Raw genomic sequence first — 25208 nt, forward strand, 5'->3', positions numbered from 1 at the left:
CTGAAAACCTAAGAACCGCCGCCGGTTCCGAGAAAAGTGGCCAGCCCGGCAACTCCGGCGATTCCGCCGAATATCGCCGCCAATGCACCGGCGACGGTGATAACGCTGTCGAGCGCTTTGAGATCGGTGTCGGATGAACCCATGGCAGTCTCCTGGAGTCAGAATTGAAAGTGGGGTTGAATGTGCGCCGAAGTGCGCAATGTTGCACACGTCACTTTACCGGCATTCGCGACCCGAATCAACGAAAATTCTCTCTAAACATGTTGCACTGCAACATATTCAAACAGCAGCTTGCAGGTCCACCGAGGCACGACGACGGCCACCGTCCCGCAGCGCGGGCAGGTGGCCGTCGTTGGATATTGCCGAGGAGTCAGACGCTCGTCACATGCATGACGTGCTTGGCCCTCGTGTACTCCGCCAGTGCGAGCTCCGACAGATCCTTGCCGTAACCCGACCCGGCGAAGCCACCGTGAGGCATCTCAGCGGCGAGCATTCCGTGGGCTCCCACCCAGACGCAGCCGAAGTCCAGTTCGGCCGTCATCCTCATCGCGGTGCCGTGGTCGGACGTCCACACGCTCGACGCGAGAGCGTACTTGGTCCCGTTCGCAAGTTCGATCGCTTCAGCCTCGGTGGAGAACGACTGTACGGTGACAACCGGCCCGAATATCTCTTCCTGGACCAGTTCATCTTCCTGCTGCACCCCGGAAATAACAGTCGGCAGATAGAAAACCCTGGTCCAGCTGGCTTTCCCCCGCCAATACATACGTTCGTATTTGCTGAGCGTCTCTCTACCAACTCCGCCACTCGATCACGGTGAGCGCGGCTGACCAGGGGGCCGAGACAATCGCCCGATTCCGGTCCGCCCAACCTCAAGTCCGCGGCCGCAGCCGTCAACTTCTCGGTGAACTCCTCCGCAACCTCCTCTTGAACGAGAATCCTCGTCGCAGCGGTGCAATCTTGACCGCTGTTGTAAAAGGCCCCGGCAACAATCCCCGCGACTGCGCCGTCGAGGTCCGCGTCGGCGAAAACAACGGCGGGTGCCTTGCCTCCGAGTTCGAGATGCAACAGCTTGACGTCTTCCGACGCGGCCTTTGCGACCGAAATACCCGCTCTCGTCGATCCCGTCAGCGCAATCATCCGAGGAACCGGATGAGCGACGAGCGCGGCTCCGGTATCGCGATCGCCGCACACTACGTTCAACACCCCGGGCGGATAGATCTGCGCTGCAAGCACTCCCAGCATCACCGCGGTTTCCGGCGTCTCCTCGGCCGGCTTGAGCACGAGGGTGTTTCCCGTCGCGAGTGCCGGCGCGATCTTCCAGACCGCCATCATCAACGGGTAGTTCCAAGGAGCGATCGACACCGATCACGCCAATGGGTTCACGTCTGACATAAGACGTAGCACCCTCCGTGTACTCCATTGCGGCAACGCCCGGCAGAGAGCGGGCAATACCCGCGAAGTACCGCAGAAAGTCAACACACTGCGGGATCTCGTCGTCTCGCACCTGCCTGAGAGGCTTGCCGGTACTGCGGCATTCGACCTCGAGGAAATATTTCGCGTTTGCTTCCAGCGCGTCCGCGAGGGCCAGCAGCAACTCCTGACGGCGCGCAGGGGTGGACCGGCGCCAGGACCGCGCAGCCTTCTCGGACGAACGGCAGGCTCGGTCGACGTCATCGGCGGAACCGACGGCAGCACGGGCGTATACATTGTCGGTCACCGGATCGACCAGCACGGAAAGTCTACCTGGCGGGCTCTCGCACGTTCCGTTGATCACGTGACCAAACGCTGCGACAGTCATCGAAGTTTCCACCGTCATGAGCGCGATCCGGGGAGCGCGACGAAGAACTTCTTCGACGGCTCAACCGTCTCCCAGGTACCGCGAAACGACTGCGGCACGAAAAATGCTTCCCCAGCGGAGAATTCGCGACGGTTTCCATCGAGGTCGATCAGCGCCACCCGGCCGCTGATCATGATGCAGACCTCGTCGTACGGATACGGGTCGCACAAGAGCGTGCCGGGCTCGCCTTCCCAACCACCGCCGAAGTATTCCCCGTTCGGATCTCCGAACGACCTCCATTCGGATTCCGACCAGTTCGGGCTCGCGTCGTCACCCCACTCCGGGATGAACCGCGTCCCCTGCCCTGGCCCGAACATTCGAATGTCGTTGACACTCATGTCATTTTTCCTTCGTGTTGGAGCTGGAAATTCGTGCAGCAAACAGATTCAGTACGTTTGCAGTTATTCGTTCGGTGAACGGATCGTGATGGATCAGCCCGTTCACCCATTCGGTGGAACCTGCGTTGAACACGGAGCCGAGACCTCGCTTGTGACAGGCGACCATTCCCGATCCGTATTCGAGATCACGAAGGTGATCTGGAGGCTCACTGCCATAGAAGCATTCGATGATTCCCTGCACTTCGGCGAAAGGCGCACCGATCGGAACTTTCCCGTTCCATTTGTCCCGCGAACCCGAAACTGCCGGCGCCATCGCGATGATCTCCAGATCCTCGGGAGCGCCGTCGACGCCGGTCGCATACGGCTGGCCCTTCCGGAACGTGAAATCCACGCCGTCCATCTCGAATCCGGCAACACAGATCGGGGCGATCCCGAAGTTGTCTCCGTAGTACAGGTCGGTTCCGTTCAACGCCCAATGATCCGGCCGGTATACCGTGAAACCGCCCGAAGACCTGGGAGTTGTTGCACCGTAACGATTGTAGACACCGGCCATGCCGGTCAATCCCATCGTCCACGCCCCCGGTCGGGCAACCTCGGGCGAATCCCACGCCGTCGTCACCCGGGTCGGGTCGACTTCTCGCATCGGATCGTCGAACGGATTCTTGTAACAGACTTGTGCGTCGTTTTCGAGGCGTACCTGCCACAGGAAGTTCCCGCCGAATCGCGCCAGACCACCACCCTCTTCGACGAAATCATCTATGCGGTCACGCATCTCCCAGGACCAGTACTCGTCGTGACCGACGACAACTGCGCATGAATATCCATGCAGCGCTGACGGATCGTTATGCAGATCGTGTTGTGTCACGTGGTGGACGCGGAACCCCTGCTCTTCCGCCCAGACCGTGAACGGCCTCTCGTAAGTGGCCCAGAAGGCGTCCGCATGGTGACGCGAGTAGCCGTTCACCCACGCCCATTCGTACGGCGGGTGACGGGGTATCCATCCGATTCCCGGTGTGTCGGTGTGGATGTTGCGTGCTGCGCCCTCGGGTTTGCGCAACATCCCCCGCGCGACGGGACGCTGCGTCGAGGAAATCGGTGTCGGCACATCGCCGGAGCCGTCCGGAACACCTCGGTAGTGGTTTGCCCCACCCCAGTCGTTGTAGGCCAACATCGTGCTGGTGGTGTGAATGAGTACGAAGTCGGCATGCTCGGGTTCGCGCGCCTTGACGACGAAGAAGCCCTCCCGCTCAATAGTCACCCCTTCGTGGAGCATCCGGACCAGAACCAAGTACATGCCGGACGTCCATTTCGGATCTATCTCGACGGCAAGGGATTCCGACCAGTCGCAGCCCACTGCGTACGCGTCGGCAGGCGTCTGCTGCTGCTTGCCCGGCAGACCGACGTATTGCGCGACCTGTTGCGGCCGGGCGCCGTCTCGAACAATTTCGAGGTCGTATTCTTCTGCGGTGGTATGCACTCGGATCGAGACGGTGTCACCACCGAAGTACGAGAACCTGTCCGCATAGACCCATATCTCGGGAGCGCCCGGAACAATTCCGGGACGTTCGACCAACCCTCCGGGGACCGACCATGCGTATTCGCTCATGCCGACAACTCCTCGACCGAGTGTTCACGTACGCGCATCCCGCGTCCCACGCCGAATGCGAAAGCCAACAGCAATGGCACTGCCAACAAGAAGTTTTGCGCGGTGGTCAACCCGGTCAGGTCACTCATGTTCATCAAGAGGTATCCGAGCGCGACGATCAACGCCACTGCAGCGAGCGAGGGTGCAATCAACCTCTGCCACAGACCTTCACCGCGAGAATCCTGCGAGAAGAACCTGAGCACGGCGACGGAAGTGAGAACCTGCAACACCAGCACACCGATGATCGTTGGTGTATTCGTCCACACGACTACTTGGGTGTACGGGTCTGCGGGCGTCAGCGCAAAGCCGGCGATTGCCGCGAATACCAGTGCGCCTTGTGTGATTCCGGCGACGCTCGGCGTTCCAGTGGTCGGCGAAACCCGTGCAAGCGCGGCAGGAAAGACTTTCGCGCGCCCCATGGTGAGCAGATAGCGACTGCAAGCATTGTGGAGGGCAAGGCAACCCGCGAAGAAGCTCGTGACGATCAACAGATGCATCACGTCGGTCATCATGGAGCCGGCAAATTCATTGTTGAGATCGAAGATCAGCTCGGACGGGTCACCGCCGAGTAGGTCGCCCATCCGACTCGGGCCGACGGCCTGCACGATCACCCAAGCACAGAATGCGTAGACCACAGCCAGAACAGTGACTGCTGTGTAGGTCGCACGCGACACTGTGCGTTTGGAATCGACAACTTCCTCGCTGTAGATCGCCGTTTGCTCGAAACCGACGAAGGAGGTGAAGGTCAACACGAAGACGCTCGCCAGTCCGGCTGTCATGAAGGTCGACGGCGAAAAACTGTCGAGCGACAGTCCTTCGTGGCCGCCTTTCAACAGAACCGCCACACAGAAGACTGCGAGGACGCCGAGCTCGAGCGCCATCAAAACGGCCAGCACCTTCGCGCCGATATCGACCCTGCGATATCCCACCACCACGACCAGAACTGCGACCGCCAATGCGCAGGTGTAGACGGAAACGGTTACTCCCAAGAACAACTCGATCGTCGACGAGAGAAAGATGCCGCAAGCGACGACGAATCCGATCTGGCCACCGAGATAGCCGATGTAAGCCAGCACAGAGGCGCCTGCGCCGACTGATTTTCCGAGCCCTTCGGTGATGTAGGCGTAGAACGCGCCCGCGCCGCGGATATGCCTGCTCATCGCTGTGAAGCCGACGGCGAACAGTAGATAGACGATCCCGGGAACGACGTACCCCACCGGAAGCGCAGCGCCGGAAACCATCAGGCCCAGTGGCGCGAATCCCACCAGGATCGTCAGTGGCGCCGCTGCGGCGATGACGAAGAAGACCAGATGACGGCTGTTGATAGTTCCGGCGCGCAGGCCCGAGGATGACGTGGGAGAACCGGATTCAGAATGCGTTCCTGCACCGGGAGGGTCGGTTTTTTCGGTCATGGGGAGGCTCCGCGAGTTAAGGCAAGTATGCGCCTGCCTGGTCAGGTTTCCCGAGGTTCGCCCGAATTTCTCTCGACGTTCGCCCGGTGTTCCTAAGAGAGTGCCGAATCGTTTCATCAGTGTCAATACCTGCGCTGAAACGATTCGACGTTTTGCTTTGAGGTGCCCCTCACCGGTGCACGCAACATGCCGAAACGATTGATCGATAGGCTGGAGACAAACCGACCAACGAGTAGAAACGATCCGCAGTGGCTACCCCTGTTTCGCCGACGCTTCGTGATGTCGCCAACGCCGCCGGCGTCGCGGTGTCCACGGTCTCCTATGCACTCAACGGCAAGGGCCGGGTCGACGCGGCCACTCGCGCTCGGGTTCAAGAGGTTGCCGACCGCCTTGGATACCGTGCCAATCGGTCGGCCCAGAATCTCAGGTCAGGCCGGACTGCCACCCTCGGGTTGATGCTCCCCGCTCCCGACCAACTGTCATCGGCCGAGTACCTCAATTTCGACTGGTACGGGCGCGTGGCGACCGCCGCGACCCAGGCTGCATTCCACGCCGATCACTCACTCCTCCTACTGCCGTCGATGAAAGATCCGAACGGACTGCGGCGCATCGAGATGGACGGCGTACTGGTCGTCGACCCGATGGTCGACGACCCGCGCGTCGAAGTTCTGCAGAAGATCGGAATCCCCTCTGTCGCAGTGGGTCCTGGACAATCCGGGCAGTTCGGATACTCCACCTCACCGGACCTCGTCTCCACCACGGAGACTCTTCTGAACCACCTCGCCGAACGTGGCGCAAGGGACATTTTCGTCCTCACTCCCGGAATGCATTCGGAGTGGACCCGCGCAACGACTTTCGCTTACTTCGAGTGGTGCCGCGCCCGAGGCGTGGCACCACGCACCAGCGAGGAATTGACGTCGTTTCCGGGCGCCAGCACCGTCGGAGGCCTCATCGGGGCCGCGTATGCGGCCACCCGCGAGGCCCTCGACTCCTCGACTCCGCCTGACGCGATCCTGTCGTTGATTCTCGGTTGCGCCCCGGCAGCGGCGCGAGCGGCCCTCGATCTCGGGCTGTCGATTCCGGGTGACGTCTTGATTGCACAGGACAGTGACGAACCCGCCCTGCTGGTTTCCCAGCCCCCGATCACTGCCTTCGACTTCTTCCCCCAAGAACAGGCGGCAGCGGCCGTAGATGCACTGTTGGCTCTGGTCAACGGTGACGAACCCCCAGTTCAGAGCTATACGCGTAGCGAACTCCGCGTGCGAGCGAGCACGGCCCATTCGCTCACACCATAAATTCACCTGGCACCGATAGACTGATTTCCGAATTATCGTCCGTCGCCTGCCGAGAGGAATCAGGTCATCGCGCACCGCTCCCGCGACCGCTTGGCCGGGTATCTCGCCGTAGTGCTGGTCTGTGCACTCGCCCTCCTCGCATCTGTCAGCAGTGCGACCGGCCTCGACCGCGACGTCGCTCCGGTCCGCATCGCCTACGCCGCGGCCGCAGACACTTTCGGCGATCTGTATCTTCCAGAAGGATCGGACGGTGACCTGCCGGTCGTCGTACTCATTCACGGCGGTGGATGGGCCCAGAAGAGCAATCTCGAATACGCGGGCGCGTGGGCAAAAACCCTGACCCCGTACGGAATTGCGGTCTGGAACATCGAATACAGACGCGTCGGCGGTCAGGGTGGTTGGCCGACCACGCTCTCCGATACCGTTACGGCCACCAACGCCCTGGCCGGCATCGTTCAGGAAAAGGCCTCCGGGCGACTGGATTTGAGCCGTGTACACATCGCCGGCTACTCCGCGGGTGGACAACTTGCCGCCTGGGTCGCATCGCGATCCCAACAGGGTGCAGACGCCCCGGAACCAAACCTCTCGGTGCCGGTTCGCTCGACGACGATCATGGCCGGCGTCTTCGACATGACGCTCGCCGCAACCGCGGGCAAAGATCGTTTTGTTCGAAATCTTCTGGGCGGCATGCCTACCGATCATCCTGATCGCTACCGCATCGCATCACCGATCGAACACCTCCCCACCGGCCTCCCTGTCACAGCGATCCACGGGCTCGGAGACAAGGTCGTGTCGATCGAACAGAGTCGGCGCTACGCCCGTGCAGCCCGAGCAGCAGGCGACGTGGTCGACCTGATCGAACTACCCGGCGTCGGCCACGGCGACTTCGGCAACCCGACAAGCGACGCCTGGGCTATCACCAAGCAAGCAATAATCGACCACGTAAACACTCCCTGAGCAGGTGAAACCGCCTACTATGAGCACGATCGCCCGCAAAAGGATTAGCTGAAACCAACTCCATGACGTACGGTGGGGTTATCAGAGGGCAGCCGTCAGTCAGGCAGCCGGTCGCTTCGCCCGGGACAACAGTTCCAGTATTCGTTCCAGGGGCAGACTTCCAGTTCGGTGCAAACCCGCGCCTTTGATCACTACGCACTTTCATCAGTCCCGCAGATTGTTGACCAGGCCGAAGACTCCGACGGAGTCCGCCGCCAATCGCGTACCGACTGCACCAGTATCAACATGCGCTACACACCGCACGGGCCCAAAACCCATGCGGTTCAAAGGAATACCTTGATCAACACCATGATTCACCCCAACGACACGAACAACCAGGCGAACGGCAACTCGACGAACGGTCTACGGATCCCGACTACTTCGGGCCGGATCCGCGAGCGCGCCATCGAAATCGTCTGCACCCTCTACCGTTGCAGCACCGACGAAGCCGCCGAGCTGTTAGTCCGACATTCTCAGACCAACAACCTCAAGGTCACCAGCCTGATCAAAGCGCTTGTCGCCCTGATCGACGAGGACACGTCCGGCACCGGCTATGGAAGCAACAACGCGCTGGCGTCTCACTTCTGGCTGCGTGAGATCAGAAATCTCAGCCAGGCGCACCGCCGCAGCGATCATTTTCATCGCCATCTCGTCGGCGCGTAACCGGCGCTGAACGACAACTGACCTGAAACGACAGCTGGGGCAGTACACGGAAATCGTGTACTGCCCCAGCTGTCGTGTTTTCAGTTGTCAGGCGGAAGCCGACTCTCGGCAATCAAGCGGAAGCCGATTCCTTGTTCAGGCCCTGCGGAGCACCGTCGGTATCTGTCGCCTCGTCCACATGCTGCGGAGCGAAGAGCAGGCAGACGATGCTCAGGACGCACATGCCGATCAGCAGTGCGATGACCGGCCAGATGCTGCCGGTTGCCTTGTACATCAGCGTCGACACCAGCGGAGACAACCCACCGAAGATCGCGCCTGCACCCTGGTACGCCAACGAAATGCTTGTGTAGCGGGCCTGCGGCTTGAACATCTGCGACAGGACGGCGGCGATCGGGCCGTACGTGGCCGCCAGCACCAGTCGCATGACAGCGAAGGTCAGGAAGATCAGGAACACGGATCCGGACTTCAGCACCAGGAACTGCGGCGCTGCGAGAATCGCGACTGCCGCAAGGCCCCAGATGACGACGCGGACGCGTCCCACCTTGTCGCCGAGCCACGCCACGCCGAGAGTCGCGATCAATTCGACCACTGCAGCGACACTCAGCGCGTTGAGAATCAACGTCTCCGACAATCCGACATCGGGGTCGGTTGCGTATGCCGTGATGAAGGTCGTCACGAGGTAGTAGCCGCCGACTGCGACGGGCAGAATGCCGATGCCCAGGATGATCGGGCGCCAGTTGGTCACCAGCGCGTACTTGAGCGGGAGCATTTCCGGTACGTCCGCGGACTTCACCTCGGATTCGAAAACCGGGGACTCTTCGACCTTCAGGCGAACGACCAAGCCGACGAGAATCAGCAGCGCCGAGCAGAGGAACGGCAGTCGCCAAGCCCACTCGCGCAGAGCGTCGTCGCCGAAGGTGGAGAGAATGCTGAAGAAACCTGTGGCCAGGAGCGCGCCGGCCGGGTTGCCCAGCTGAGCGAAACCGCCGTAGAAGGTCTTCTTGTCCTCGGGTGCATGCTCGACGGCCATCAGGACCGCGCCGCCCCATTCGCCGCCGACGGCAAAGCCTTGGACGAAGCGGAGCAGTACCAGCAGTAACGGCGCCCAGAACCCGATCGACGCGTAAGTGGGCAACATGCCGATGAGGAACGTGCCTGCACCCATCAGCGTCAAAGTCACCACCAATGCGGTGCGTCGGCCCATCTTGTCACCGACATGGCCGAACACGATTCCGCCGAGCGGGCGAGCGAAGAAACCGACGGCGTATGTCGCGAACGCCGCCGCAACGCCGGTCAGGCGGTCGGTTCCGGGTGGGAAGAAGATGTCACCGAACACCAGGGCGGCTGCCGTGGCATACACGTAGAAGTCGTACCACTCGATAGTTGTACCGACGAAGGCTGCAAATCCCGCCTTGCGGGCCTTCACGATCTGTTGCTCTCGGTTCATTACTTTTCCTCGGTGGTCGAAGTGCTCGACAATAGGTGGTTATGACCTGAATGTGCGAGTTCGCCGTCGATCCAGGTCTCTCGGACCTCGATCTGCGCAATCGCGTCGGCCGGAACCTCGAGGGGATCCGCGCCCAGAATGACGAAGTCGGCCCGCTTGCCGACCGAGATGCTGCCCAGCTCTGCTTCACGGCCCAGCGCACGCGCACCGTTGAGCGTGTGAGCCTGCAATGCCTGGTCGGCGGTGATGCGGAGTGCATCGGAGCCGAGCTGATGGCCCTGACGCGTCACACGAGTCACGGCTGCCTGAATTGCTTCGAGCGGCTTGGGCTCGGCGACGGGGGCGTCGGAGCTGATGGTCACCGGAACCTCGGCAGCGATGAACTCGCCGAGGGGGTTGAACCGCTCACCCGGCGTACCGATCGCAGCAGTGACGCCCTCGCCCCAGTTGTAGTAGTGCTGCGGCTGGTTCACCGGGTAGACGCCGGCCAGGTTCATCCGGGCGATCTGCTCGGCAGTCGGGAGACCGCAGTGCTCGATGCGGTGACGAGCGTCGGCGTCGGGGTGAGCCTTCTGCGCAGCTTCGATGGCATCGAGCACCATGTCGATGGCGGTCGGAGACTGAGCGTGCGTGGCGGTCTGCAGACCCACCGAATGCGCCTTGGCAATCAGATCCGAGTAGTCCGCAGGCTCGTGATAGAGCTGCCCGGTGCGGCACGGGTCCCCGACGTAACCGTCGGGGAAGTATGCGGTCCAGCCGCCGAGAGTGCCGTCGGCGTAGAACTTGATGCCGCCGAACGCGAGCCGCGAATTGCCGAAGGCGCCGTGCATTCCCGTGTCGATGACGTGATCGAGGAGGTGGCTGAGCATGTACATGCTGACGCGGGTCTTGAGTTGATCCTGCTCGGCCAGACGCAGGTACATGTCGAATTCACGACGGGTCACCTGGCAGTCGCCGATGGTGGTGACGCCGCCGGCCAGGAACTTGTCCTGAGCGACCGACAGCTGACGAAGGTGTTCTTCCGGCTCGTCCTCGAGATGGAAGTTGGGTCCGTGATGACCTACCTTCACTCCGTTGACGCCGGTGAGGATGTTGCACGCGGCATCGGAGAGCTCACCGGTGAGTTCACCGTCTGCATCTCGGAAGAACTCGCCACCGGCAGGATTCTCGGTGCTCGCGTCAATGCCGTGCTTGTCGAAAGTGAAGGAGTTGACGACGCCGCCGTGACCGCTCGCGTTCATGAGGTAGACCTCGCGATCGGTGGCCACCTGATCGAGCTCTTCCTTGAGTGGATGGCGCCCTTCGATCAGGTTGCGGTGCTCGTAGCCGTAGCCACGAATCGGGACACCCGCAGGAGCTGTGAGCGCCGCTTCCTGAAGTAGCGCAATGATTCCGGGGATGGAATGTGCCTTCTCCGGCCCACAGTCCACCCAGCTGAGCATCTGCCCGTACATCAACGGGTGTGCGTGCGGATCGACGAAGCCGGGGACGACGGTGGCGCCGTCGAGTTCGACCACCGCGGTCGTGCGAGTGCTCAGCCGACGCGCCTCGGTGCGGCATTCCTCGAGTGTTCCCACCGCGGCAAAGCGGTTTCCGAACACCAGGAACGCTTCAGCGCCTGCCGTGTTGTCGTCAACGGTGTGGATCTTGGCACCGGTGAAGATCGTGCCGGTGGCGTCGAGAGGCGAGGCTTCGTGCGTGTGCAACTTGCGCATGGTGGTCCTTCGTCGAGATGGTGGTGCAGGTCACTGCGTGTTGAGCGAAAACTACGCCCTGACCTGGAGCTATGCAATGCATCAAAGTTTCAGACCAGGCGGTACACAACTTTTTTGTATGAGTTTTCGAGCATTTCTGCACTTATCCACATCATCCATGGCCACATGCGACTGTTCTAATAAGAAGCTCATACAGAAAAATCTCTGGAAAAGTTGGGGCAACCATGACGCTCGATCTCGATTCCAAGCTCATTGCCGCACTTCAGCGCAACGGGCGAGCGACGTACCGCGAACTGTCCGTGGCGGTCGACGCCCCACGAGCGGCGGTGTCCACCAGAGTGCAGGCGCTACTCGACTCGGGAACGGTGTCCGTAGTGGCCGTCGCGCACCCCGAACTTCTCGGGTTGAAGGCGCTTGCACACGTCTCGATCGCAGTGTCCGGACCGATGACCCCGGTACTGGACGCGTTGATCGCATCCGAGGCCGCCGTCTACATCTCGGCAGTCAGCGGGCAGTACAACGTGATTGCGGAACTTCGGGTGCCCAGTCACGACGATCTGTACCGTGCCATCGCCGAACTCCGCTCACAACGTGGCGTTCGATCCGTGAGCACGCTGGTCTACGTCGACGTCATCAAGGGAATCTTCATGCCCGAGACCGCTTTACAAGCCGATATCCGACTCGACTCGACAGATGTCGCGTTGATCGAACTGCTCGAGCGCAACGGGCGAATGCCCTTTCTCGAGCTGGCCGAACACACCGGACTGTCGCCGAGCGCCGTGCGCAACCGGGTCAATCATCTGATCGCGAGCACGGCACTGCGCGTCGGCGCTGTCGTCAAGCGGCGAGGTGGTGGCCGAACGCTGGCGATGGGCATCGGCGTCAATCTGGGCTCACGGGACGACAACGCGGTATCGGAGATCGAGTCGCTGCCCGGAATCGAATTCCTCGCCCGGACCCTCGGACGATACGACGTGATCGCGACGGTCGCCGCCAACTCGTCCAACGACCTCCATGCCCTGTCCGAGCGAATCCGGGGCATCGACGGTGTCAGCGGCTTGGAATCGTGGGCGCATCTCGAGGTCTTCAAGGAGCACTACGCCCGCAGCCTGGACGTACACGGATAATTCCCAAGTCATTGACCCACTTGGTCGGGCACGCTAACCTCGATCAAGTCATTGACCCACTTATCCGAGGTGACATACATGGCCGATTCCGGACGCAAGGTAGACATCGTCGCTGCGGCGATCGAGGAGGCGATATCGACCGGCCGATGGCCCGTCGGATCGAAACTCCCGCCGGAGACCGCATTGGTCGAGGAATTGGGAGTCGCCCGAAATACCATGCGCGAAGCGGTACGGGCGCTTGCACACGCCGGAGTTCTGTCCGTACGCCACGGTGGCGGCGTGTACGTCATGGCGGCGTCGCCGGTCGAAGGATTACTCGGGCGCCGGCTCGCCAGAGGTGACGTTCTCGACGTACTGAGCCTGCGACGCGGACTCGAGGTCGAAGCCGCGCGACTTGCAGCGCAGCGCCACACCCCCGAAGATCTCGCGCGGATACATGCAGCCTGGAATGCCCACCCCGGTCACGTCGGCGGCTTCACTGTCGAAGCCGGCATGGCCTTGCACCTTTCGATCGTCGAGGCGTCCCACAATTCCGCACTGATCGACGTCTACCGGGGAGTCCTTGCCGCCGTGACGGATTCGCTGTCCGCCGTCAGTGTCGGTCCAGGTTTCCACGTCGACGAGCACCGACCCTTGATCGCTGCCATCGAGGAACGCAACCCCGGCGAAGCAGCGCGTGCGGCAGTCGCAGCGCTCGATACGGTCATCGACGCAGTCGAAAGGAGCTTGTCGTGAATCGGGGAAACTGGAACGGTGCGGCATATTCCCCTCTTGCCGAACAACTCTCACCTGCATCGACAGAGGCGCTGCGCTCGATCGGGCACGTGAGCACGGCGTACGACGTCTGCGCCGGAACGGGGAACTTTACGCTCCCGGCGGCCCAGTCCGGGATCGCGGTCCACGCACTCGACCTCTCCGCCAGCCAGCTGGAGGTCGCGCGCGAACGCTGGATTCCTCGCCCCGGAACTACCGAACCCACTTTCACGATCGGCGATGCACAGTCTCTGCCGTGGCCGAATTCGAGTGCCGACGCCTGTGTCAGCATCTTCGGGATCATCTTCTGTCCCAACCCTGCGATCGCCCTCGCAGAGATGATGCGGGTGACCCGCCCGGGTGGAAGCATTTGTGTCGCAACGTGGTCGGAGAACGGGTGGGCAGCAGCACTCCGAAGGGAGGCCGCCTCTGCGTGGAATGGCATCACACCACTACCGACGACATGGTCGAGCCCGAGCGAATTCGAGAAGGCAGCAGCTGGATTGGAGTCGGTGAGCTCGGCCTCGCACCTGCTCGAGTGGCAACTACCAGCCGGTTCGGATCCCGTCGAGGAACTGTGCGACCAGGCGCCGGCGTTGAAGAACTTTCGCGAGGCGGTTCGAGGCGCAGGGAATTGGGCTTCGATGTCAGCGCACCTCCGCTCGACGCTCGCACCCTGTCTCAGGTCGAGCGCGGCCGGCCCCGTCGCCACCAGCGAATACGTCCTCCACACGGGCACTGTCCCGAACTCTGACACCGCGCTCTTCCGAACGCGCGGGTAACCCTCTTTGCCGGATACGGTCTCTTCACCGTCCACCGAACCGAAGAGGCCCGCTTGATGTCTGAATCGAACTCCCTACCTGAATTGAAGCAAGCATCGCAGCAAGCATCGAAACAAACCTTGTCCATGTCCGTCCTCATGACGCCGGACATGTCAAACTTCTCGGGCAACGTGCACGGCGGAACGATTCTGAAGTTTCTCGACCAGGTTGCCTATGCGTGCGCGAGTCGATATGCCCAGACCTACGTCGTGACTCTGTCGGTGGATCGTGTGGTGTTCCGCGAACCGGTGCATGTCGGCGAACTCGTCACGTTCAGCGCTTCCGTCAATTACACCGGGCGCACCTCGATGGAAATCGGAATTCGAGTCGAAACCGAAGACATTCTTCTCGGAAAATCTCGACACACCAATAGTTGCTATTTCACGATGGTGGCGATGGGAAGCGACGGGAAACCGGCTGAGGTACCCCAACTCCGGCCGACCGGAACAATCGCGAGGCAGCGATTCGAGGCCGGGCGTCGGCGTCGTGAACTGCGCAGAGAGAACGAGCTTCGTGAACAGTCCATCCGGGCCGCAGTTCGGGACTTAACGCCCGAACACGATGACTGAATCCAGTCATATTTAAGTTATAACCTTATGCATTAAGCTGATCGAGTGACTTCGAAGGCACGGGAAAAGTATGACGTTGTGATTGTCGGCGCGAGCATCGCGGGATGCGCGGCCGCAATCATGTACGCCCAGCAAGGTCTGCGGATAGCGCTTCTCGACGCTCGCTCCGACATCCGGGCGCACAAAGTCCTGTGCACTCACCACCTGCAACCGTGCGGTGCCCCGATCTTGCAACGACTCGGCGCCACGGAAAAACTGCTCGCCCTGGGAATGGTGGAAACCGTTCCGACATTCTGGACCCCGTGGGGAATGATCACCCCTGATGCCGCAGAGAACTCACCGCCACCTGGGTTCAACGTCCGAAGGGAAACTCTCGACCCCCTACTGCGCCAACTCGCGAACGACTACCCGAACGTCGACCTTCTTCTCGGGCATCGCGTTTCCGGACTACTGACCGAGAACGGCACTACTGCAGGCGTCTACGGCACCGAACAGGGTTCGGCCTTCACTGTCGGAGCACGATTGACCGTCGGAGCGGACGGCAAGGATTCGACCGTCGCACGATCCGCTCGTTGCGACTCCGTGACTGCATCCAACGGGCGTTTCAGCTATTTCGCCCAACTCTCCGGACTCGAACGACCCGGCGGAGAAACGTCATTGTCGTGGTTCATGGATCCCGACGTCGCCTATCTGCTCCCCAACGACGGCGGAATCAGCGTGCTGGTCGTCTTCCCTGCCCTCGACAAGCTCGGCTCGTTCGCTGACGACCTGTCTACTGCTTTCCTCGAGTACGCCAACGCATTACCCGGCGCTCCGCTTGTTCGGCGAGAGCACATCGTCGGGAAGATCGTTGGTACCAAACACTTCTCCACAACCCTCACCGAACCCGTAGGTAACGGGTTCGCACTCATCGGCGACGCTGCGGCAACCAACGACCCGTTGTGGGGTATCGGATGCTCGTGGGCACTCGAGACCGCTCAGATGCTGGTCGATGCGACCGCGCACATGCTGACGGAGACGCCGGCAGACACACTCGACTCACATCGGAAAGTGACCGCTGCATTGACCGAATACCGTAGCGCCAGAGCAAGTATGACGAATCACATCGACTACATGAGCGGTTACGCCGGTGGGCGAAAGTTCACCGCGATCGAACGTCTGCTCATCTCCGCGGCCACCCACGACCACGACGAAGCCCGAAGGTTCTACTTGTCCGGTTCCCGGTTGATACCGGCCGAACAGTATCTCTCGACTCGCTCGGTCGCGCGGGCAGCACAAAAACATCTCAGGCACCGTCTGCGTCGTAGATCTGTGGCCGGGACGTAATCTGACAAGCGTTTTTTCGGCGCCGGCAACGGGGAACCCTCCGATCGCAACCGAGCCGGAGGAGCGACCATGCGTGCACACATCGCCATTCCGAGTGAATCGACTTGTCACAGGTACGTAGTCGCCGTCGCCAGCTCCACCTTCGCCGAATCGGTCATCTGGTGCGACGGCCCCGCGTTCGACGCAGTACTCGTTCTGGGCAGCGAGATTCCGCAGCACAGTGGCCACCGAGCCGTACTCGCCTGGAATCACTACTTCGGGTGGGCGCTCGGCGTGGAAACCACACCGGATGCGTCGTTCGCCGTTGTCGAATGCCTCGGTATCGGGAGAATGCCGGATCCTGAACTGTGCGCCGACCGCGCTGTCGAGTTGATTGCCCAGGCGGGTAGTTAAGGAACTCGTCGCGCGGCGCACAATCCGGCGGGCATAAGATCGAGCGCGAGTTTCGCACGCCCGACGAAAGAGAGCCCGACATGGACCCGCTGAACAGGCCTGCCGGTCAGCTGGCTCTCGAGAACGAACCGGACGGCAGGGCGACTTTGCGGGCGCGTCAGACGCCCCGCAGTGAGCGTCGCAAGATCGGGAAAGGCCTGCGCAAGCGAGTGGCGCGATCGTCGCTCGGCGACTGGACGCCCCCATCCGATCGACGTGACCCGGTCGATCAGGTCAACACGGCACACGAGGGAAGACTCGACTGGTTGGTTCCGATCCGTGTGGGGCGAATGGTCGCTTCGCCATACGGATTCCTGCGCGGTACCGCCGGATTGATGGCAGAGGACATGGCGCAGCTGCCGTCCACCGGCATCACTCCCGTCATCTGTGGAGATTCGCACGTCGGAAACTTCGGGTTCTACGGATCTCCGGAACGCGAACTTGTCATAGACCTCAACGATTTCGACGAAGCACATCCCGGCCCCTGGGAATGGGATCTACGAAGGCTGGCTGCGAGCATCTGGGTGGCCGGTCGGCAGAACGGTCTCACCGAAGCTCAATGCGAAACAGCAACAACCTCGTGTGTGTCCGCGTATCGCCTCCACTTGGCGAAGCTCTCCGAGCGTCCACTGTTCGATCGCTCCTTCGACCGGGTCGATCTCGACGGACTCACCGACCACGTCACCGATCCTGGGTTGCTGGCCGAGATCAGGCGCGCCGCGGAGCGCGCCCGGCGGCGTACGAGTGACCATGCGGTGCCGCGGTTCACCGTCGAGGATCACGGACGGCGCCAGTTGGTCGAGAACCCGCCGCTCACAACACGACTCACGCAGCAGGACACCGACTTCCTCCTGGAGGGTCTGGACGAGTATCTCGAAACCCTTGCACCACACTGGCGCCGAGTCGTCTCGGGATACAACGTCATCGACGTCGCGCACCGGGTTGTCGGAGTCGGGAGTGTCGCTCTGCGCGCCTATGTGGCCCTGTGCGAAGGGAGCATCCCGGACGACGTCATCTTCTTGCAGCTCAAGCAGGCTCGCCGATCCGTCGTTGCACCCTTCGTGCACGGTGACTCGGCCTGGCACGACCATCAAGGACGACGCGTCGCGGAATACCAGCAGGCTCTCCAGACAGTCAGCGATCCACTGCTCGGGTGGTGCACCGTGGACGACCGCCAGTACTACGTCCGTCAGTTCCGGAACATGAAAGGTTCTGTGGACCTGAACAATATCGATGCAGCAGCCTTGACCGACTATGTCGCGATCTGCGGTCGCCTACTGGCCAAGGGACACGCACGAACCAGTGGCGCGTCACTGATTTCCGGTTACCTGGGAACCTCGGACACGGTCGACACCGCCCTCACCCGGTTTGCTCGGCTCTACGCCGATCAGACCGAACGTGACCACGACGCTCTGTGCCGGGCGGTGTCGGCCGGCACGATCGCCGCGGAGCCGGGAATCTGATCCCTCACGCCGCGACAATCCTGCCCTGCTCGAACTTCACTCCACCCCAGATTCCGGTCTGACCAGTGGCAGAGGCGAATTCACGACACGAAGCCACAATCGGGCACCTGTTGCACACGTCGGTCGCGTAGTCGTATCCCTCGGACGGAAAGGGAAACCACCGGTCCGGCTCGGGGTCTCCTCGGCATTCCGCCTGCCACCACGTCCGGTCGTCCGAGATCGGCAAAAGCTCAGCCAAATTGGAGATTTCGTCAGCGCACATCACTGGCTCCCTTCGACTGTCACGTCCGACTCAATTCGCGCCAGATCTTCTGCTGCACTTTCTCGATGCGCCGAGGTGCCTTCGGCTCCCACAGCAGCCGCATACCGGCCTCGGCCGGTGTGCGATCCGCCTTGCGTTGATTGCAGGAACTGCAGCACGCCACCAGATTTCCCCACGTGTTGGGCCCGTTACGGCTCCGCGGCTGGACATGGTCGATGGTCGTTGCCCGGGCGGCGCAGTACGCACATCGACGACCGTCCCGGTCGAAGACACCGGCAAAAGTGGCCCGACTGGAATCGGTGACCGTCACCCGGTGAGCAACGTACACGTACTCGGCGAGCAGGATCGTCCTCGGCAGTGGGATTTCGACGTGCTTGGAGCGCACCGGAAATATCGGGGTCACGTCTTCGGTGGACTGCGCGGAGCCGGTGGCGATCAGGACGACCGCACGATCGGCGCTCACTTCACCGAGGTACTCGTACGTGGCGTTGAGTACCCGGACGGGGCGGTTCATCCAACTGTGAGCAAGTGCGCGGTTCGGGTTCCGCATGAGAGTTCTCAGTTCGTGTCGAGGAGTGAAACTCCTGGACACGAAGACGGGTCAGGAGCAAATGCAAGAAATGGGGAACGGCATATATCCAGCGCCACTCTGTTCCCCGAATGCGGGATGGGAAATACCGCGGGGTGAGTGCCCGCGCAGGTGCAACGCTTGCTTCCAGTCGCGCATGCCTGTCCCCTTCCACTTCTTGTTCTCGTCACCGGCGATTGCCGGCGCTCATCATCACACGGAAGGCATCCTCAGCGATATCGATTTATCAGGCCGGAAGAGCCGTCCTGGAAATACCGCGGTTTGACGCCAGAACACCCGGCTTGATCGAATGAGCCATGACTTCGTCGTACATCGACCTACGCTCGGACACCGTCACCAAGCCTGATGCGGAGATGCGGAAGGCGATGGCCGACGCCGAAGTCGGTGACGACGTCCTCGATCACGACCCGACCATGGCGGCGCTCGAGGAAGAGGTGGCGCACACTCTGGGTTTACCGGCGGCACTGTGGGTGCCGAGCGGATCGATGGGCAACCTGATTGCGCTGATGCTGCACCTTCACCGCGGCGATCAGTTCCTGGCACCGGAACACTCTCACGTCTTGGGCTCCGAATTGGGCACCGCTGCCTGGCTCGCCCAGGGAATGCCGATGGCGTTGCCGCACGACAGCGGACCCGGACGTCCCACCCCCGAGACTTTTGTGAAGGCGGCGGGCTCCCCCGGCCCGTACTTCGCGTTGAACACCACGCTGCTCTGTCTCGAGAACACTCATAACTTCGCCGGCGGTGCCGTCATGAATCCGACCGAATGGACGACGTTGGTCGACGCAGCGCGATCACGCGGCTTGAAGATTCACCTCGACGGCGCCCGTCTCTGGAATGCCGCTGTTGCACTCGATGTTTCGCCCACCGAATTGACTTCCGGCGCCGATACCGTTCAGGTGTGCCTGAGTAAGGGACTCGGTGCGCCGGTCGGCTCGATACTCGCCGCATCACCCGAATTGATCACCGAAGCCCGAAGGATCCGCAAGATGCTCGGCGGCGGCGTTCGTCAGGGCGGAGTGCTGGCCGCAGCCGGCATCGTCGCGTTGCGCTCACAAGCTCGCCTCTCCGACGATCACGACAACGCGCAGCGCCTCGCGTCGGGGCTTCGTGAACGCGGTTGGGCCGTCGACGAACCTGCCACCAACATCGTTCTGGCCGCGACAGCCGATCCGTCGGTCACCGTTGCTCAGCTCGCCGCTGTCGATGTCGGCGCGGTCACCGTTGCCGGGAAGGTTCGGTTCGTGACACATCGCGACGTGAGCACTGCCGACATCGACGCGGTTCTGTCCAGAGTAACCTTCTGAACTACGCCACCAGGGGTTGAACCTCCTGCGCGACAAAGCGAATGAACTCGCGGACATCCGGCTCGTCAACAGTCGGTTGGAGTACCACGGTGGTTGCACCTGCTGCAACCCATCGCCGTGCTGCTGCCGCGACTTCGGCCGCGTTGCCCACGGCAATCGCATCCTCCGGCGACTCGCTACCGGACGCTGCGGCCTCGGCAAGGGCGCGCTCACGACCGCCGGAACCGAAAGCACAGATGACGTAGACGACGACCTCGTGATCCGACGCCCCGATGTGAGCGATCGCCCGACGCACGCCGTCCGGGGTCGTCCCACCCGAGAGCACGGTGCCCTGCGCCAACTCGCCACTGAGCGCCAAAGTCTTTGGCCCCGTGGCGCCGACGAGCAACTGCGGCACCGTCTCCGGTGGCCACGCCAGCGTGACGTCCGTGAGATTCACGTATCGACCGGACACCGTCACCGACTCACCGCCCAGTAGCCGCTCGACTGCTCCGAACTGCTCCCGCAGGAGGGTCAACGGCGATTCGGCTTTGGCCCCGATCTGCCGCATCCAACTCTGAACGCCGTGACCGAAGCCAACCCGTAGTCGATCCGGATGAACTCTGGCCAGCGCTGAAATCTCCATCGCCGTGATCGCGGTGTTGCGCATCGGGGTCGGCAGCACACCGATCGCCACACCCACGCGATCGGTCTCAGCCAATACAGTTGCAGCAGTGGCTATTCCTCCGCCGAAGAAGCAGTCTTCCCACAACCAGACCTCGTCGATACCGACTTCGTCTGCATACCTGGCATGTCGAACCAGATCGTCCGGAGATTGCTCCGGGCGCACGACGACGGCAATCCGTGCGGCGCTCATGCCGTCACCAGAAACGCGGCGATCTCGTCGGCGGTTCGACGGCCCTGTTCGCGGCCGAGTTCGGCTGCGGGGCGCCTGGTTGTCGGTGAAAGCGAGTTCGTTCCGATCGCTTCGACGACGGCGTCGTCGGCGAAGACAGGCAGCACGGGCAAGGGCGTCATCACGTCGATTTCCTCTCGTAGACTGCCGCCCAGAAGATTCGGGGCGGGGTCGGCTGCGGGTGAAAGAACCACGACCACATCGCAGTCGGCAGCCAGATGAACATTCGAGCCACTCGCCATTCCGCCGTCCATGTACCGCTCGCCCTCGATCACGACTACCGGCCACACCCCTGGTACGGCGCAACTTGCTCCGACTGCGTCGATCAGTTCTACGCCGTCAGCGTTGCCGAACACCCTCAACTCACCGGTCTGTGCGTTGATCGCCGGGATGCGCAACTCCCGGTCGGGCCACAACCGATTGGGCAGCCTCGCCTCGATGACCGCGCGACGCACGGCAGGTTCGACGGTATCGGCTCTCATCGCTGCTTCGCCGAGCAAACGGAGCTGCTCGGCCCGGTCCTGCGATCCTGCGATCGCGTCGACGAACATCTGACCGAGTACCTCGACATCGACCTTCGGGTCGATTTCGCCGGTCGCCTCCGCTGTTTGTGCGTCGAAAAGCTCTTGCAGTGTCACGCCGCTCGCTATCTGAGCGCTCACCGTGGAACCTGCGGAAGTGCCGATCAACACGTCCGCCGTCAGCAGCGCAGCGGCAGTGTCCGGTGATTTGTCCTGAAGGCCCAACAGAAAACCTGTTTCCCAGGCGATTCCCGCAACGCCGCCACCGGCAAGTACCAACCCCAATTTCACGCCGTCCACCTCTCGTCGATCGTGATCCGTGCCCGAAGTCGACGTTAGACCTACTCTGAAGTGATGTTCATGCGCAGCGCAAAGACATTTGTTCCCGACGCACTCCGTGGTTTGATCGCATCCACCGACGACATCGCGTGGAATCCCGACCCTGGGTACCTCACACGCGCAAGGCCACTTCCCCGCGGACGGGTCGCGCTCGTCTCCGGCGGCGGTTCAGGCCACGAACCCATGCACGCCGGATTCATCGGCGAAGGAATGCTCACAGCCGTCTGCCCCGGATTGGTCTTCAGCTCACCCAATGCACTTCAGATCCACGAGGGATCCAAGGCTGCCGACGCCGGCGGCGGCGTCCTTCACATCGTGAAGAACTACACCGGCGACGTGATGAACTTCGGTATCGCCCGAGAGTTGCTACGCGAGGACAAGATCGATACGGACGTCGTCCTGGTCGACGACGACGTCGCGACCGAACGCGCAGACGGCAGTGGCCCGGGGCGACGCGGTACTGCGGCAACCATCGTGGTGGAGAAGGTCTGCGGCGCATCCGCCGCCCGCGGCGACGACCTGGCCGAGGTGACCCGGATCGGACAACACGTCGCGCACTCCGCTCGGAGCATGGCCGTCGCCCTTCGCCCATGCACTTTGCCGGGGGCTGACGAGCCGTCGTTCGACTTGCCGGCGGGTCAGATGGAACTCGGTATCGGCATCCACGGCGAACGCGGCACAGAACGCGTGGACGCCCTGCCCGCACCGGAATTGGTGCGGCGGCTGACGGACCCGATCATCAAGTCCCTGAGTCTCGCCGAAGGCGACCGCGTCATCGCCGTCGTCAACGGTCTCGGCGCCACCCACCCGCTGGAGTTGCAACTTCTGTTCGCCGAACTCGGAGATTATCTGGACGAACAGGGAATTCACATCGAGCGGACACTGATCGGAACCTTCGTCACTGCATTGAACATGGCAGGCGCGTCCATCACCCTTGTTCGCACAGACAAAGAAATCCTCGAATTATGGGACGCACCAACAAAAGCGCCCGCCTGGCCGAATGCTATAGCGCGTGAGTACACCGGCATGGGCACGCGCGAATCTTTCGGTCCCACATTCACACCCGACACCTCACGCACCGCCGAAAGCAGCTTCGTCGGAAGCTGGATTGCGGACTGGGCCGAGAAGGTACTGGATCAGGAACCGGCACTGACCGATCTCGACCGACGAGCGGGCGACGGCGATTTCGGGACCAACATGGTGGCCGCACTGGATCAACTCGACATCTCGGCGATCCGTGACACGTACTCCACCGCAACGATATTCGATGCAGTCTCACAGGCGTACCTCGGCCACGCCGGTGGCACCTCCGGCGCATTGTTCGGCATCTGGTTCCGGCATTTCTTCCGCGTTGCCGCAGACTCGGCGGACTCCGAACTCGACCTCGGCGCGATCGCGGCTGCAGCGCGAGCGGGACTCGACAACATCACCTCGCTCGGCGGCGCACGCGTCGGCGACAAGACGATGGTCGACGCGATAGTTCCGGCGGTCGAGTCGTTGGAGCGATCCGTGAGCTCGGAAGCCGATCGAGATGCTGCGCTGGCGAGCGCAGCGGAAGCCGCAGAGGCCGGGGCGGAGTCGACCGAAACCATGCTCGCGAACCGCGGACGTGCAAGTTATGTGGGCGAAGCCGCTCGCGGAGTAGTCGATCCGGGAGCGCTACTCATAGCGTGGTTCTTCGCCAGTGCAGTGGGTCACTAGCGAGCACTTCGGGGCTGTGACTAATCTGGCAGCCACAGCACATCGTTTGTGACGACCCGTGGGCAAAAGCACCGGTCTCACACACCACACAGGAGCAGCCCATGCTGAGCACCATGCAAGACGCCCCCCTCTCCATTGCTCAACTTCTCCGCCACGGTGCCTCCGTTCACGGCGCCTCCGAGGTTGTCACGTGGACCGAGTCCGGCCCGCGCCGTGTGTCCTACGCTGACGTCGGCAAGCGCTGTGCTCAGCTTGCGCACGCCCTGCGCGGGCTCGGCGTCGAGGGCGACGAGCGAGTCGCCACGTTCATGTGGAACAACTCCGAGCACCTCGAGGCGTACCTGGCGATCCCCTCGATGGGCGCTGTGCTCCACACCCTGAACATTCGTCTGTTCCCCGAGCAGTTGATCCATGTCGCCAATCACGCCGAGGACCGCGTGATCATCGTCGACCCGTCCCTGATTCCGCTTCTCTCTCCGCAGCTTCCGTCGCTGACCACCGTCAAACACATCGTCGTCACCGGCTCCTCCACTGCAGGACTCGAAGCTCCCGAGGGAGTGCAGGTTCACACCTACGAGGGCTTGATCGCCGATCAGCCCACCGAGTTCGACTGGCCCGAGGTCGACGAACTGAGCGCTGCCGCAATGTGTTACACGTCCGGCACCACGGGTGACCCCAAGGGCGTCGTCTACTCCCACCGTTCGATCTACCTGCACTCCATGCAGGTCTGCATGAGCGACGGCCCCAACCTCGCGCAGGGCGATCGTGCACTCGCCGTGGTGCCTCAGTTCCACGCCATGTCGTGGGGACTTCCCTACGCCGCATTCATGATCGGTGCTTCGCTGATCATGCCCGACCGCTTCCTCCAGCCTGCCCCGTTGGCTGCGATCATCGCCAGCGAGAAGCCGACGTTCGCCGCAGCCGTCCCCACCATCTGGCAGGGCCTGCACCTCTACCTCGAGCAGAACCCGCAGGACATCTCCTCGATGCGCGAGGTTCTGATCGGTGGGTCCGCGGTACCGCCGGCCCTCATGCACGCATTCGAAGCCGATCACAACGTCTCGGTCCTGCATGCCTGGGGCATGACCGAAACCTCCCCGCTCGGATCCGTTGCCCGCCCGCCGGCCGGCGTCACCGGCGACGCAATGTGGAAGTACCGCTACTCCCAGGGGCGATTCCCGGCATCCGTCGAGGCACGTCTCATCGACGACGACGGCAAAGTTGTTGCACACGACGGCGTTTCCGTCGGCGAGCTCGAAGTGCGCGGCCCCTGGATCACCGGGTCGTACTACGGCGTCGATGCGGAAGACAAGTTCAACGACGGCTGGCTCAAGACCGGCGACGTCGGATCCATCACGGCCGACGGCTTCCTGAGCCTGTCCGACCGCTCCAAGGACATCATCAAGTCCGGCGGCGAATGGATCTCCTCGGTCGACCTCGAGAACGCCGTCATGGGTCACCCTGACGTCACCGAAGCTGCCGTCATCGGCGTGCCGGACGAGAAGTGGGACGAGCGCCCGTTGGTTGCGGTTGTTCTTCGCGCTGGTTCCGAAACCACCATGTCCGAACTGCAACAGTACCTTTCGGACAAGGTTGCCAAGTGGCAGCTGCCCGAGAACTGGGCCGTGGTCCAGGAAGTCCCGAAGACGAGCGTCGGCAAGTTCGACAAGAAACGCCTTCGCGCCGACTACCACGAGGGCGGACTCGAAGTTACGCGACTCTGACACCGAGTGAATGCCGAAGTATGAATACTGA

The 25208-nt window shown here is 62.2% G+C and carries 23 protein-coding genes and 2 pseudogenes; 13 read left to right on the top strand and 12 right to left on the bottom strand.

Annotation, left to right across the window (positions count from 1 at the left end):
- Positions 1-8: 8 nt before the first annotated feature.
- From ATN38_RS32660 to ATN38_RS10250, 6 genes and pseudogenes are all read right to left on the bottom strand, one after another.
- Positions 9-143, bottom strand: coding sequence for a hypothetical protein (locus ATN38_RS32660; RefSeq protein WP_003942853.1), 135 nt, complete (start codon positions 141-143; stop codon positions 9-11).
- 227 nt (positions 144-370) lie between these two features.
- Positions 371-1332: pseudogene (locus ATN38_RS33365) on the bottom strand (aldehyde dehydrogenase family protein).
- 37 nt (positions 1333-1369) lie between these two features.
- Positions 1370-1816: pseudogene (locus tag ATN38_RS32675) on the bottom strand (aldehyde dehydrogenase family protein); the annotation flags it as partial.
- Complete coding sequence (locus ATN38_RS10240) at positions 1813-2175, bottom strand: cupin domain-containing protein (protein ID WP_007730501.1); 363 nt, start codon at positions 2173-2175, stop codon at positions 1813-1815. The gene ATN38_RS10240 and the pseudogene ATN38_RS32675, both read right to left, overlap by 4 nt.
- 1 nt (position 2176) lies before the next feature.
- Positions 2177-3781 (bottom strand): N,N-dimethylformamidase beta subunit family domain-containing protein, encoded by a 1605-nt coding sequence (locus tag ATN38_RS10245; RefSeq protein ID WP_007730498.1) that lies wholly within the window; start codon positions 3779-3781, stop codon positions 2177-2179.
- On the bottom strand, positions 3778-5232 hold the full coding sequence (locus ATN38_RS10250; protein ID WP_218747918.1) for an APC family permease: 1455 nt from the start codon (positions 5230-5232) through the stop codon (positions 3778-3780). Before ATN38_RS10250 ends, ATN38_RS10245 begins: the two co-directional genes overlap by 4 nt.
- 248 nt (positions 5233-5480) lie before the next feature.
- Here ATN38_RS10250 and ATN38_RS33190 point away from each other — a divergent pair, with 248 nt between their 5' ends.
- The 3 genes from ATN38_RS33190 to ATN38_RS10265 all read left to right on the top strand — a co-directional run bounded on the left by ATN38_RS33190 (position 5481) and on the right by ATN38_RS10265 (position 8186).
- Entirely contained in the window at positions 5481-6527 is a 1047-nt protein-coding gene (locus tag ATN38_RS33190; protein WP_007730477.1) for a LacI family DNA-binding transcriptional regulator, read from the top strand.
- Positions 6528-6617: 90 nt separating this feature from the next.
- Positions 6618-7484: a S9 family peptidase gene (locus tag ATN38_RS10260; RefSeq protein ID WP_230359195.1), complete on the top strand. Its 867-nt coding sequence runs from the start codon at positions 6618-6620 to the stop codon at positions 7482-7484.
- A gap of 168 nt (positions 7485-7652) precedes the next feature.
- Positions 7653-8186, top strand: coding sequence for an ANTAR domain-containing protein (locus tag ATN38_RS10265; RefSeq protein ID WP_232508961.1), 534 nt, complete (start codon positions 7653-7655; stop codon positions 8184-8186).
- Between the two features lie 112 nt (positions 8187-8298).
- Here ATN38_RS10265 and ATN38_RS10270 read toward each other — a convergent pair whose 3' ends face one another.
- On the bottom strand, positions 8299-9633 hold the full coding sequence (locus ATN38_RS10270) for an MFS transporter (protein ID WP_003942898.1): 1335 nt from the start codon (positions 9631-9633) through the stop codon (positions 8299-8301).
- Positions 9633-11348, bottom strand: coding sequence for an amidohydrolase (locus ATN38_RS10275; RefSeq protein ID WP_003942831.1), 1716 nt, complete (start codon positions 11346-11348; stop codon positions 9633-9635). Before ATN38_RS10275 ends, ATN38_RS10270 begins: the two co-directional genes overlap by 1 nt.
- Before the next feature lie 224 nt (positions 11349-11572).
- Between ATN38_RS10275 and ATN38_RS10280 the strand changes: the two genes are divergently transcribed.
- From ATN38_RS10280 to ATN38_RS10310, 7 genes are all read left to right on the top strand, one after another.
- Positions 11573-12475 carry an Lrp/AsnC family transcriptional regulator gene (locus tag ATN38_RS10280; RefSeq protein ID WP_218747920.1) on the top strand — a complete coding sequence of 301 codons (903 nt, stop codon included), beginning with the start codon at positions 11573-11575 and terminating at the stop codon, positions 12473-12475.
- A gap of 78 nt (positions 12476-12553) precedes the next feature.
- Entirely contained in the window at positions 12554-13210 is a 657-nt protein-coding gene (locus tag ATN38_RS10285; RefSeq protein ID WP_218747922.1) for a FadR/GntR family transcriptional regulator, read from the top strand.
- Positions 13207-14010 (top strand): class I SAM-dependent methyltransferase, encoded by an 804-nt coding sequence (locus ATN38_RS10290; RefSeq protein WP_218747924.1) that lies wholly within the window; start codon positions 13207-13209, stop codon positions 14008-14010. The genes ATN38_RS10285 and ATN38_RS10290 overlap by 4 nt, the downstream gene beginning before the upstream one ends.
- Before the next feature lie 125 nt (positions 14011-14135).
- Positions 14136-14618, top strand: coding sequence for an acyl-CoA thioesterase (locus ATN38_RS10295; RefSeq protein ID WP_030536130.1), 483 nt, complete (start codon positions 14136-14138; stop codon positions 14616-14618).
- 45 nt (positions 14619-14663) lie between these two features.
- Positions 14664-15944 carry an NAD(P)/FAD-dependent oxidoreductase gene (locus tag ATN38_RS10300; protein ID WP_308256019.1) on the top strand — a complete coding sequence of 427 codons (1281 nt, stop codon included), beginning with the start codon at positions 14664-14666 and terminating at the stop codon, positions 15942-15944.
- A gap of 69 nt (positions 15945-16013) precedes the next feature.
- Positions 16014-16337 carry a DUF6292 family protein gene (locus ATN38_RS10305; RefSeq protein WP_003942947.1) on the top strand — a complete coding sequence of 108 codons (324 nt, stop codon included), beginning with the start codon at positions 16014-16016 and terminating at the stop codon, positions 16335-16337.
- Between the two features lie 80 nt (positions 16338-16417).
- Entirely contained in the window at positions 16418-17839 is a 1422-nt protein-coding gene (locus ATN38_RS10310) for a DUF2252 domain-containing protein (RefSeq protein ID WP_218747925.1), read from the top strand.
- 4 nt (positions 17840-17843) lie between these two features.
- On the opposite strand, the gene ATN38_RS10315 is transcribed toward ATN38_RS10310, so the two are convergent.
- Together ATN38_RS10315 and ATN38_RS10320 are read right to left on the bottom strand one after the other, a co-directional pair.
- Positions 17844-18101 carry a WhiB family transcriptional regulator gene (locus ATN38_RS10315; RefSeq protein WP_007730463.1) on the bottom strand — a complete coding sequence of 86 codons (258 nt, stop codon included), beginning with the start codon at positions 18099-18101 and terminating at the stop codon, positions 17844-17846.
- A gap of 19 nt (positions 18102-18120) precedes the next feature.
- Entirely contained in the window at positions 18121-18651 is a 531-nt protein-coding gene (locus ATN38_RS10320; RefSeq protein WP_168421998.1) for an HNH endonuclease, read from the bottom strand.
- 335 nt (positions 18652-18986) lie between these two features.
- Between ATN38_RS10320 and ATN38_RS10325 the strand changes: the two genes are divergently transcribed.
- On the top strand, positions 18987-19997 hold the full coding sequence (locus ATN38_RS10325) for a low specificity L-threonine aldolase (protein ID WP_218747926.1): 1011 nt from the start codon (positions 18987-18989) through the stop codon (positions 19995-19997).
- Between the two features lies 1 nt (position 19998).
- On the opposite strand, the gene ATN38_RS10330 is transcribed toward ATN38_RS10325, so the two are convergent.
- Together ATN38_RS10330 and ATN38_RS10335 are read right to left on the bottom strand one after the other, a co-directional pair.
- Positions 19999-20853, bottom strand: coding sequence for an LLM class flavin-dependent oxidoreductase (locus tag ATN38_RS10330; RefSeq protein WP_218747927.1), 855 nt, complete (start codon positions 20851-20853; stop codon positions 19999-20001).
- A complete protein-coding gene (locus tag ATN38_RS10335; RefSeq protein WP_047269365.1) occupies positions 20850-21713 on the bottom strand; it encodes a patatin-like phospholipase family protein in 864 nt (287 codons plus the stop codon). Before ATN38_RS10335 ends, ATN38_RS10330 begins: the two co-directional genes overlap by 4 nt.
- Positions 21714-21767: 54 nt before the next feature.
- Between ATN38_RS10335 and ATN38_RS10340 the strand changes: the two genes are divergently transcribed.
- Both ATN38_RS10340 and ATN38_RS10345 read left to right on the top strand, forming a co-directional pair.
- On the top strand, positions 21768-23453 hold the full coding sequence (locus ATN38_RS10340; protein WP_218747928.1) for a dihydroxyacetone kinase family protein: 1686 nt from the start codon (positions 21768-21770) through the stop codon (positions 23451-23453).
- Between the two features lie 101 nt (positions 23454-23554).
- Positions 23555-25177, top strand: coding sequence for a long-chain fatty acid--CoA ligase (locus tag ATN38_RS10345; protein ID WP_003943212.1), 1623 nt, complete (start codon positions 23555-23557; stop codon positions 25175-25177).
- Positions 25178-25208 lie beyond the last annotated feature (31 nt).

Origin of the sequence: Rhodococcus sp. FH8, from assembly GCF_019266085.1 — a bacterium.
Taxonomy (GTDB): domain Bacteria; phylum Actinomycetota; class Actinomycetes; order Mycobacteriales; family Mycobacteriaceae; genus Rhodococcus_F; species Rhodococcus_F qingshengii.